General features: G+C 66.5%; 1 protein-coding gene. It reads right to left on the reverse strand.

The window, feature by feature from the left end; translation table 11 throughout:
- Positions 1-28 precede the first annotated feature (28 nt).
- Positions 29-12,355 (reverse strand): non-ribosomal peptide synthetase, encoded by a 12,327-nt coding sequence (locus M1D87_RS19740; RefSeq protein ID WP_461241461.1) that lies wholly within the window; start codon positions 12,353-12,355, stop codon positions 29-31.

A 12,355-nucleotide genomic window follows, 5' to 3' on the forward strand; every position in this document is an offset into this window, starting at 1 on the left:
GTCTGCGTTTCTGTTGTCCATGTGCATCTCAAACCGCCTCGAGCTCTGCCATGAAGTCCTGGAGCTCATCCAGGTCTCCGTCGTTTCGGGTACCGAGACTGCCGACCTCTTGTGCAAAGGCCTTCAGGTTCTCTGTCTGGAACAACAACGCGAGTGGCAGGTTCGTACCCAGTTCGATCTGCAGTCGTGCTACCGCCTGGGTTGCCAGCAAGGAGTGGCCCCCCAGCTCGAAGAAGTTGTCGGTAAGAGATACGTTTTCCAGGCCAAGAACTTCAGCCCATACCGCTGCGATGCGCCGCTCCAGCTCCGTTTCCGGCGCCACATGGGCCGCCCGGCGCAGGTTGCCGTCAGGCTGTGGCAGGGCCTTGCGGTCCAGCTTGCCGTTCGGTGTCAGTGGCAGGCGTTCCAACAGCAACAGGTGCGCGGGCACCATGTAGTCCGGCAGGCTGGCCTTCAGTCTGGCGCGCAGGGTGTCAAGCAACGCCGCCCGGGCTTCCTCGCTGGCAACCGACGCTGCATCGGCTGGCACCACGTAGCCCAGCAGTTGCTTGCCGCCCGGCGCATCCAGTGCCAGTACCACGGCTTCGCGGACTGCGTCCTGTTGTTGCAGGCGCGCCTCGATCTCACCGAGTTCGATACGGAAGCCGCGAATCTTCACCTGATGGTCGATACGCCCGGCATATTCGATGACCCCGTCGGCGTCATAGCGCGCCAGGTCGCCGGTGCGATACAGCCGGCCACCCTGCCCACCGAACGGGTCGGGGATGAAGCGTTCGGCGGTAAGCCCAGGGCGCGCCAGGTAACCACGCGCCAGGCCCGCACCCGCCATGTACAGCTCCCCCACCACCCCTACCGGCAGCGGCGTTCCGTCCTCGCTCAACAGGTACACGGCACTGTTGGAAAGCGGCCGGCCGATATTGGCCTGGCCACCTTGGGTGCGCAGGGTGAAGGTCGAGTAGGTGGTGTCCTCCGAAGGCCCGTACAGGTCGTACACCTTGAGCACATGGCCAGTGCCGTACAGCGCGTCGACCAGCCCCTGCTTGAGGGCTTCCCCCGCCAGGTTGATGATGCGTACACCGGACGGCAGCTGGCCGGTTTCATGCAGCACCTTGATGGCCGATGGCACCGTGTTGACCAGGCGTACCTGGTCTTTGGCCGGCAGGTGCGGCAGCTCCAGGGCATTGGCCGCCAGTACCGCATAACCACCCGAGCCCAGGGTCACGAACAGCTCCCAGACCGACAGGTCGAAACAGATCGATGTGGACGCCAACACGCCGCACAGGTCCTGCTGGCTGTACACCGACTGCGCCCAGCCGATCATTGCCACGGCATTGCGATGCTCGATCTGGACGCCCTTGGGTTTGCCGGTGGAGCCTGAGGTGTAGATGCAGTACGCCAGGTTGTCCGGCGTGCTCACGCACACCGGGTCGGCCGCTTCGTAGCCGTCGAGCAGCAATTGGTCCACCAGCAGCGTGCGCGCCTGGAAGCTGGCCGGCACACGCTCCAGCAGGTGCGACTGCGACAGCAGCAGGATCGACTGGCTGTCTTCGAGCATGTACACCAGGCGGTCCTGCGGGTAGCCAGGATCGAGCGGCACGTAGGCGCCGCCCGCCTTGAGAATGGCCATCAGCGCGACCACCATGTCCAGGCCACGCTCCATGGCGACACCTACCAGCACCTCCGGGCCCACGCCAGCCTCGCGCAGTTTGTGGGCCAGCTGGTTGGCCCGTACATTGAGCGCGGCATACGTGAGCGTCTGCTCGCCGTGGATAAGTGCCACTGCACCTGGCGCAGCAACCACCTGCGCCTCGAACAGCTGATGGATACAGCGGTCGGCCGGGTAACTGGCCGCCGTGCGGTTCCAGTCCTGCACGATACGCTGATGCTGCGCGGTATCGAGCAGCGGCAGGTCGCCGAGTGCAGCACACGGGTCACTCACCAGCGCGTCAAGCAGCGTACCGAAGTGATGGGCCAGCTGCTCGATCGCCTCGCTGCTCCAGTGCGCACGGTCATGCCGGTACTGGATAGCCAGGCTGTCGCCAAGGCTCACCAGCACGGTCAGCGGATAGTTGGTCTGCTCGCGCACCTGCACTGGGCCAAACTGCAAGCCACTCGGTGCACCCTGCCGAAGGGCCTCGGACACCGGGTAACTTTCGAACACCACCAGGCTGTCGAACAGGGCTTCACCGCCAAGTCCGGCCCAGCGCTGCACATCGTACAGCGGCGTATGTTCGTATTCACGCATGGCCAGGTTGCTGGCCTGCACCTGCCCGATCCATTGCGCGACGCTCTGTTCGCCTTGTGGTGTACCAACCACCGGCAGGGTGTTGATGAACAAGCCAATCTGCGCTTCCACGCCCGCCAGCTCCGCTGGCCGGCCGGCGACCGTGGCCCCGAAGCAGACCGACGACTGCCCGGTATAGCGCTGCAACAGCAACAGCCAGGTAGCCTGTACCAAGGTGTTGACGGTGACACGCTGGGCACGGGCAAAGGCTTCAACCCGCTCGGTACGCCCTGCATCGAATGCCTGGTGATGAACGTGATGGCCATGGCCATCAGGCTCACCATTGCGCACGGCCTGGGCCAGGCGCGTCGGCTCGTTGAAGCTGGCCATCTGGCCCTGCCAGAACCGCTCTGCCGCCACCCCATCCTGGCGCTGCAACCAGGCGATGTAGTCACGGTAGCTGCCCGCCGCTGCCACCACAGGTTTACCGGCATGACGCTGCAACACCTCACCCAGCAACTGCGAGGTGCTCCAGCCATCCATCAGGATGTGATGGCAGGTGAAGATCAGGTGGTGACGTGCCTGCGCCGTACGCACCAGCACCAGGCGCAACAAGGGTGCCTCGACCAGGTCGAAGCCACGCTGCCGGTCGGCATCCGCCAGGGTGTCCAGCGCCCGCGCCAGCTCATTCTCGGCACGCCAGTCATATTCGCTGAACGGCAGTGTCACCTGCTTGCGCACGACCTGCACCGCCTGGCCCAGGTCCCCCTGCCAGATGAAGCTGCTGCGCAGGATGTCGTGGGCCTGCAAGGCAGCATCCCAGGCCTGCCGGAAGGCTTGTACATCCAGGCCATCCACATCCACGCGCATCTGATTGATGTAGTTGCCGCTGCCTTGCTCGTAGATGCTGTGGAACAGCATGCCCTGCTGCATCGGCGACAGCGGGTAGACGTCGGCGATCTGCGACACGGCAACCGGCAGCTGGTCGAGCTGCGCCTGGGTCAGGTCGGCCAACGGGAAGTCGGACGGGGTCAGGCCGCGATGTCCACCCTCACAGCAATGCTCGATTATTTCAGCCAAGGCCTGCTGGTAAGCCTGCGCCAGCAGCTCGATGGTTTCGCGGCAATGAATGTCCTGGCTGAAGGTCCACTCCAGGCGTAGCTCGCCGCCATATACCTGACCGTTGACGGTCAACAGGCTGGCCAACGGTGCTTCGGCATCCTGCCTGGCGCCATCGTTCTCCTTGGCGGGGGTGAACAGGCCTGCTTCGCCATCGAAGCTGCCGTCGAACTGCCCGAGGTAGTTGAAGACGATCTGGCCTTCAGGCAATGCTGCAAGGGCCTCGCGGCTCGCGGCATCACCGAGGTAGCGCAGCACGCCATAGCCCAGGCCTTTGTCAGGCACGGCGCGCAGCTGTTCCTTGATGGTCTTGATCGAACTTGCCAGGTCTGCCTGCGGGCTCAGCTTTACCGGGTACAGGCTGGTGAACCAGCCCACCGTACGCGTCAGGTCGATACCCGCGAACAGGTCTTCACGGCCATGCCCTTCCAGGCGCACCAGCACTTCGGGCTGGCCGCTCCAGCGGCCAACTGCTTGCGCCAGGGCCGTCAGCAGCAGGTCCATGATCTGCGTGCGATAAGCCACCGAGCAATCCTGCAACAGCCGTCGGGTGCTTGCCACGTCGAGGCGCGTGCTGACCGAAGCCGCATGCTTCAGTTGCCGGCTGCCTTGCGGGTTGTCGCAGGGCAACATTTCGCTGGCCCCTTGCAACTGCCCCTGCCAGTAGCCCAGTTGCTGTTGCAATGCGGGCGCGGCGGCATAGGTTTGCAAACGCTCGGCCCAAGCTTTGTACGAAGTGGTCTTGGCCGGAAGCTGCAGTGGCTGCCCGGCAGCCAGGGTCTGGTAGGCCTGCTGCAGGTCTTCCAGCAGCACACGCCACGACACACCGTCTACCGCCAGGTGATGGATGACCAAAAGCAGTCGCTGGCTACCGTCAGGCAGCGCAGCGAGCATGGCACGCATCAACGGCCCGTGCTCGAGGTCAAGGCTGCGCTGGGCTTCAGTGGCGGCTTGCTGCAACTGCTCGACGCTGGCGAAATCGCGATGCCACAGCAACTGGGAGTAGCCCGCATCGGCAAATTCAGCCTGCCAGCCCACCCCATGGCCGAACACGCGCAAACGCAGGGCATCGTGATGTTCGAGCAATGCCTGCAATGCCGCATCGAGCGTCGCCGGGTCCAGCGTTTCACCCGGCGTGAGCAGCACCGACTGGTTCCAGTGATGGCGCACGACAACGGGCTGCTCGAAGAACCAGTGCTGGATCGGCGTGAGCGGCGTCACGCCCGTTACCGCACCCTGATCGATCGATACACTGCCGCCGCGGTTGGCGAGCCGGGCCAGTGCCTGCACCGTCTGGGCCTCGAACAGGTCCTTGGGCGTGAACTGGATATCCACCTGGCGCGCACGGCTGACCACCTGCAACGAGATGATCGAATCGCCGCCCAGTTCGAAGAAGTTATCGGTCAGGCCGACCTTCTCCAGCTTCAGCACATCCGCCCAGATCGCCGCGATCTGCTGCTCCAGATCACTCTGCGGCGCGATGTACTCGCCCTGCGACTGGCTGGCATCCGGCTGCGGCAGGGCCTTGCGGTCCAGCTTGCCGTTCGGCGTCACCGGCAGCTTGCCGAGCAGCAGCAGGTGCGCGGGCACCATGTAATCCGGCAAACCGGCCTTGAGCGCCTCGCGCAGGCTGTCGCGCAATGCGCCTTCGTCTTGCGTGCTGTCGGCAGGCACCACATAGCCCACCAGCTGCTTGCCGCTTGGCCCGTCCTGGGCCAGCACCACGGCTTCCTGCACACTCGGCAGTTCCAATAGACGCGCCTCGATCTCACCCAGTTCGATACGCAGGCCGCGGATCTTCACCTGGTGGTCGATGCGCCCGGCGTAGTCGATCACGCCATCGGCGCGGTAGCGCGCCAGGTCGCCGGTGCGGTACAGGCGCCCGCCGTTGTCGCTGAACGGGTCCGGCACGAAGCGTTCGGCGGTCAGCGCCGGGCGTTGGTGGTAACCACGGGCCAGGCCGACACCACCGAGGTACAGCTCGCCGGCACTGCCGCGCACAGCCGGTTGCAGGCTGCCTTCGAGGATATGGGTCTTGAGGTTGTCGATCGGCTGGCCGATCGGCACGCTGATGCTTTCGTCCGGCTGGCAGGTCCAGTGGGTCACGTCGATCGCCGCTTCGGTCGGGCCGTACAGGTTGTACAGGCCCGCCGCCGGCAGGCGTTGCAGGGTTTGGCGGGCCAGTTCGGCCGGCAACGCTTCACCGCTGCACACCACGCGCTTGAGGCTGGCGCAGCTTTCGACCGCTTCGTGGGTCATGAACGCCTGCAGCATCGACGGCACGAAGTGCAGCGTGCTGATGCCGTGGTGGTTGATGGTTTCGACCAGCAGCTGCGGGTCGCGGTGCGCGCCGGGCTGGGCCATGACCAGGCGCGCGCCGGTCATCAGCGGCCAGAAGAACTCCCACACCGACACGTCGAAGCTGAACGGGGTTTTCTGCAGCACGCTGTCGCTGGCGTCCAGGCCGTAGGCCTTCTGCATCCACCACAGGCGGTTGACCAGCGCCTGATGGCTGTTGCCAGCGCCCTTCGGGCGACCGGTGGAGCCGGAGGTGTAAATCACGTAGGCGAGGTTCAGAGGGGCCACGTCGACATTCGGGTTGGCATCGCTGTAGCCGTCGAAGTTCTCGGTGTCCAGGTCCAGGCTGCGCAGGCCGGCCGGGATCGGCAGGGCTTCATGCAGGTGCGACTGGGTCAGCAGCAAGGCGATGCCGATGTCCTCGAACATGTAGCTCAGGCGATCCTGGGGGTATTCCGGGTCCAGCGGCACATAAGCGCCGCCGGCCTTCACGATGCCCAGCAGGCCGACGACCATCTCCAGACTGCGCTCCATGGCGATGCCCACCAGCATGTCCGGGCCAACGCCCTGCTCGCGCAGCTTGTGCGCCAGCTGGTTGCTACGGCGGTTGAGCTCGGCATAGCTCAGGGTCTGCTCGCCAAAGACCAGCGCCGGGGCATCCGGGGTGGCGAAGACCTGCGCCTCGATCAGCTGGTGAATGCTGCGCTCGTCCGGGTAGGTCGCCTGGGTTTCGTTCCAGCCCTCTACCATCTGTCGCTGTTCTGGCAGGCCCAGCATTGGCAGCTCGCCAATCACCGCGTCAGTATTCTCCGTCAGCGCCTGCAGCAGGTTGGCAAAGTAACCAGCCAGGCGGCCAATGCTCTCGTCGCTCCAAAGCGCACGGTCATGGCTGTACTGCATCGACAGCGTGGTGCCCAGTTCCACCACCAGGGTCAGCGGGTAGTTGGTCTGCTCCTGCACGGCCACATCGCCGAAGCGCAGGCCACCGGGCGCGCCCTGTTGCAGCGCCTCGGCCACCGGGTAGTTCTCGAACACCAGGATGCTGTCGAACAAGGCGTCACCGCCCTGCCCCGCCCAGCGCTGCACGTCGTACAGCGGGGTGTGCTCGAACTCGCGCACGGCCAGGTTGCCGGCCTGCACCTGGCCGATCCACTCGGCCACGGTCTGCTCGGCACGCGGGGCACCGATCACCGGCAAGGTGTTGATGAACAGGCCGATCTGTTCTTCCACCCCCGGCAGGTCTGCCGGGCGGCCGGCGACAGTGGCGCCGAAGCACACGCTGGCCTGGCCGGTGCAGCGCTGCAACAGCAGCAGCCAGGCCGATTGCACCAGGGTGTTGACCGTGACCCGGTTGGCCCGGGCGAAGGCTTCGATGCGTGCGGTCTGCTCAGGGTCGAAGGCCAGACGGTGGTCGCCATGGCCGCTACCGCTTGTGCCTGCACTGCCGGCGATGGCCTGGGCCAGGCGGGTTGGCTCGTCCAGGGCGGCAAGCTGGGCTTTCCAGAAGGCTTCGGCAACGGCCGCGTCCTGGCCCTGCAGCCAGGCGATGTAGTCACGATAGTGCGTGGCCTGGGCCTGCGGCGCCAGGCCGGCATAGCGCTGCAGCACTTCGCCCAACAGGCGCGAAGTGCTCCAGCCGTCCATCAGGATGTGGTGGTTGGTGTACATCAGGTGGTGGCGAGCATCGCCCGTGCGTACCAGCACCAGGCGCAGCAATGGCGCGGCAGCAAGGTCGAAACCGCGCTGGCGTTCACCCTCGGCCAGGGCCTGCAATGCCTGCTCCAACGCCGGCTGGCCACGCCAGTCATGCTCGCTGCACGGCAATTCGACGGCCTTGCGTACCACCTGTACGGCCTGCTCCAGTTCGCCTTGCAAGACGAAACCGCTGCGCAGGATGTCGTGGGCATCGAGCGTGGCCTGCCACGCCTGGCGGAACCGCTGCACATCCAGCCCCTCCACATCCACGCGCAGCTGGTTGATGTAGTTGTCGGCCTGCTGGTCGTAAAGGGTGTGGAACAACATGCCCTGCTGCATGGGTGACAGCGGGTACACATCGGCGATCTGCCCGGCCTCCAGCGGCAGGCTGTCCAGTTGCGCCTGGGTCAGCGCGGCCAGCGGGAAGTCCGACGGCGTCACGCCCTGGTGCCGCGCATCGCAGCAGTGCTCGACCAGCTCTGCCAAGGCCTGCCCGTAGGCCTGGGCCAGCTTCTCGATGGTGGCCGGGTGATGAACGTCAGCGCTGTAGGTCCACTCCAGGAACAGCTCGCCGCCGTACACCTGGCCGGTGATGCTCAGCCAGTTGCCCAGCTGCGCGCCGGCACATTGGGTACGGCCTGCGCTTTCCCCGCTCGGGGTGAACAGGGCGCCGGCCTCGGCATCGAAGCTGGCATCGAACTGGCCCAGGTAGTTGAAGGTGACACGGGCCTGGGCGGCACGCTCGAGCTGTTCACGCACTTCAGCATCGCCGAAGTAGCGCAGCAGGCCGTAGCCGAGGCCTTTGTCCGGCACGCCGCGCAGTTGCTCTTTGATCGCCTTGATCGACTGGCCAAGGTCCTGGCCGGGTGTGAGGCGCACCGGGAACAGGCTGGTGAACCAGCCTACGGTGCGGCTGAGGTCGAGTTCGTCGAACAGGTCTTCGCGGCCATGGCCCTCCAGCAGTACCTGCACGTTGTCCTGTGAGCTCCACTGGCACAGGGTGCGCGCCAGCGCGGTCAGCAGCAGGTCGTTGATCTGCGTGCGGTAGGCCGCCGGGGCCTGTTTCAGCAGCTTGGCGGTGCGCTCGGCATCCAGCCGTGTGGCGGCGGTACGGGCATGGGTGTTGGCCAGGCTGCCCTGCGGGTTGTCACGCGGCAGTTCGGCGTGGTCGCCGGCCAGCGCCTGCAGCCAGTAGTCGCGCTGTGCTTGCAATGCGGGGCTGCCGGCATGGCTGGCCAGGCGCTCGGCCCAGGTCTTCACCGAGGTGGTCTTGGCGGGCAGGCTCACGGCCTGGCCGTTCAGCAATTGCCGGTAGGCCGCTTGCAGGTCTTCCAGCAACAACCGCCACGACACACCGTCGACCACCAGGTGATGGACCACCAGCAGCAGGCGCTGCTGGCCATCGGCGAAGTCGAACAGTTCGGCACGCAGCAGCGGCCCGTGCTCCAGGTTCAGGCTGGCCTGCACCTGGTTGCCGGCGGCGTCCAGCTCACTCAGTGCGGCCAGGTTGCGCTGGTGCAGCAGTGGTGCATTGTCCAGCGGCTGGAAGCGCGCCTGCCACTGGCTTTCGCCACGGCTGAAGCGCAGGCGCAGGGCATCGTGCTGCTCGACCACGGCGCGCAGGGCTGCCTCCAGGTGTTGCACCTGCACCGGGCCGGCCGGCTTGAGCAGCACCGACTGGTTCCAATGCGCCGGCTGCGCGACCTCCATCTCGAAGAAACGCGCCTGGGCCGGCAGCAATGCCACCTCGCCGCTGGTGGCAGTGTCCACGGCTGCGGCCGCAACCGCTTGCTTGGCCTCGATGCGCTTGGCTACCTGGGCCAGCTGGGCGATGGTTTGTTGTTCGAACAACTGCTTGGGGGTGATCCTGATGCCCTGGCGTTTGGCCCGAGCGATGATCTGCAGGCTGAGGATCGAGTCGCCGCCCAGTTCGAAGAAGTTGTCGGTGCTGCCGACCTGCTCCAGCTTGAGCACATCGGCCCACACTGCGGCCAGTTTCTCCTCGATATCGCCTTGCGGCGTCACATAGCCACGGCTGACCGCGCCCGGTGCCGGCAAGGCGCGCTTGTCGAGCTTGCCGTTGGCGGTCAGTGGCAGGCGCTCCAGCAGCAGTATCTGCGCCGGCACCATGTAGTCCGGCAGGCGTGCCTGCAATTGCGCCTGCAGTTGCTGCACGGTCACGCCTGCGTCGGCCACCCCGTAGGCCACCAGCTGCAAGCGCTCGGCATCGCCCTCCAGTGGCAAGGCCAGTACCACGGCCTCGTTGACACCAGGCAGGCCGGCCAGCACCCGGCCGACTTCACCTGGCTCCACGCGATAGCCGCGGATCTTCACCTGGTCGTCGGCACGGCCGATGAACTCGACCAGGCCATCGGCAGTCAGCCGCGCGCGGTCGCCGGTGCGGTACAGGCGGGCACCACCCTCGGTCGGCACGAAGCGTTCGGCGGTCAATGCGGGCTGGCCCAGGTAGCCCTGGGCGACACCCTGCCCGCCCAGGTAAAGCTCACCGGGCACCTGCGCCGCCAACGGGTTGAGATAGCCGTCCAGCACCTGGGCGCAGCCATTGCCCAGCGGGCGCCCGACCGGCACCGTGCGGCAACCTGGCAGCGGCAGCCCCGGCTCGAAGGTGAGCACGCCGACAGTGGTTTCGGTCGGGCCGTAGTGATTGATGACCCGGCAGGCCGGGCGCAGTTCGCGGATTTTTTCCAACAGGCCCCAGCTGCATGCCTCACCCCCCAGGATCAGTGCCTCGGCGGGCAGCACATCGGCGGCGCGGGCCGCTTGCAGCAAGCCTTGCAGGTGGCTCGGCACCAGCTTGAGCACGCCGACCTGGTGCTGCGCCATGTAGCTGGCGAAGCCATCCGGGTCGAACGCCAGTTCCTGTGGCAGCAGGTGCAGCAGGCGGCCCGAAGCCAAGGCACCGAACAGCACGGTGTGGCCCAGGTCGGCCGCGGTGGTGGACACCATCGCCATGCTCGCCGCGGCCGGCAGTTGCAGGCGCTCCAGCACCGCCTGGGTGTAGCTGGCCAGCGCCCCGTGGCTGACCACCACGCCTTTCGGCTGGCCGGTCGAGCCCGAGGTGTAGATCAGATAGGCCGGTTGTTCGGCGGCGATAGCCACCTCGACCGGGCTGTCACTGCAGGTTGCCCAGGCGGTGTGATCGCAGGCAATCCGCTGCACGCCGTCCAGGCCGGCGAGGCGCTGGTCGCCCGGCTCATGCAGGAGTATGGCGGCGCCACTGTCGGCAATCAGTTGTTGCAGGCGCTCCTGCGGCTGCTGGGTGTCCAGCGGCAGGTAGGCGGCGCCGGTCTTGAGCACCGCGAGCAAGGCGCCGACCCACTCGATTGAGCGCGGCAGGCACAGGGCAACGATGCTGCCAGCACCGACGCCGTGCTGGCGCAGGTAGTCGGCCAGGCGGTTGGACGCCGCCTCCAGCCCGGCCTGGGTCATGAACCGGTCACCGGCACGCACACCGCCGTGGACCTGGCCTTGCGCCATTGCCTGGCGCCACAAGGCGAGGAAGTCGCCGTGCGGGTAGGCCTGCGTGGCCGCCGGCAGCAGCGTCGCCACTTGCGGGCTGTCGACGATCGCCTGCTGCGGGTCACGGATCAGCGCATCCAGCACCTGGCGCAGCGAAGCGGCCATGCGTTCGATGGTGGCCTGCTCGAACAGGTCGGTGGCGTAGGTGAAGTAGCCTTCGATGCCGTCGGCCTTGTCGGAGAAGTCGAACGCCAGGTCGAAGCGGGCATCGCCGCCGTCACGGGCAAAGCCTTCCACCTCCAGCGCGCCCAGGCGCTTGCGCCCTGCATCGCTGGCGGCCACGTGCTGGTTGATCTTGAACTGGAACAGCGGGTTGTGGGCCAGGTTGCGCTCGGGCAGCAAGGCATCGACCAGGTGCTCGAACGGCAGCTCCTGATGCGACTGGGCGCCGCCGATCACGTCTTTTACCTGCTCCAGCAGTGCGGCGAAGGTGGCGCGCTCGTCCACCTGCACGCGCAGCACCTGGGTGTTGATGAAGAAGCCGATCAGGCCTTCCAGCTCCTTGCGGTTGCGCCCGGCGTTCGGGGCGCCGATGCGGATGTCGGCCTGGCCGCTGTAGCGCGACAGCACCACCGCCATGGCTGCCAGTACCAGCACGAACAACGTGTGGCCACCCTTGCGCGCCTGGCTGCGCAGGGCCTCGGCCTGTTCGGCGCCGATGTCCACGCGCACCACCGCGCCACGCTGGCTGGGCGTGGCCGGGCGCTCGAAGTCCAGCGGCAGGCTCAGCACCGGCTGCTCGTCGCCCAGCTGGGCCTGCCAGTAGGCCAGCTGGCGCTGCGCTTCACCGGCCTCGAGCCAGGCGCGCTGCCAGATGGCGTAGTCGGCGTACTGGATCGGCAAGGCCGGCAACTCGGCCTGCCGGCCTTCGGCCAGGGCGCTGTACAGCTGGATGAATTCCTGCACCAGCACATCGCTGGACCAGCCGTCCGAGATGATGTGGTGCATGCTCACTGCCAGCACGTGGTGATCGGCGGCCACGCGCAGCAGGGTCACCCTCAGCAGCGGGCCGCTCAGCAGGTCGAAGGGCTGCTTGAGGGCGGCGTCCACGGCCACGCTCAGCGCTGTCTCATCGGCGGCACCGTCGAGCATCAGCAATTCCAGCGCCAGCGGGCAGTGCTCGAGGATTTCCTGGTAGAACTCGCCCTCCTCCGAGGCAAAGCGCGTGCGCAGCGATTCGTGGCGTTGCACCAGCGCATCCAGCGCCTGCTGCAGCACCGCCTGGTCCAGCGCGCCCTTCAGGCGTACCGCCATCGGCACGTTGTAGGCCGGGCTGTCGGGCTCCAGCTGCCAGAGAAACAGCAGGCGTTGCTGGGCGTACGACAGCGGAATACGCGCCAGGCCCTGGCGCGCGGGCACGATGGGCAGCAGGCGGAAGCTCTGGCCGGTAGCCTGCATCTTTTCCAGGATCTGCTGGCGTTGCTCCACAGGGAGGCCAACGAAACGTTGGGCGATACGTTGTGCGGCAGTGAGTTCCAT

Source organism: Pseudomonas sp. SA233 (assembly GCF_054792385.1).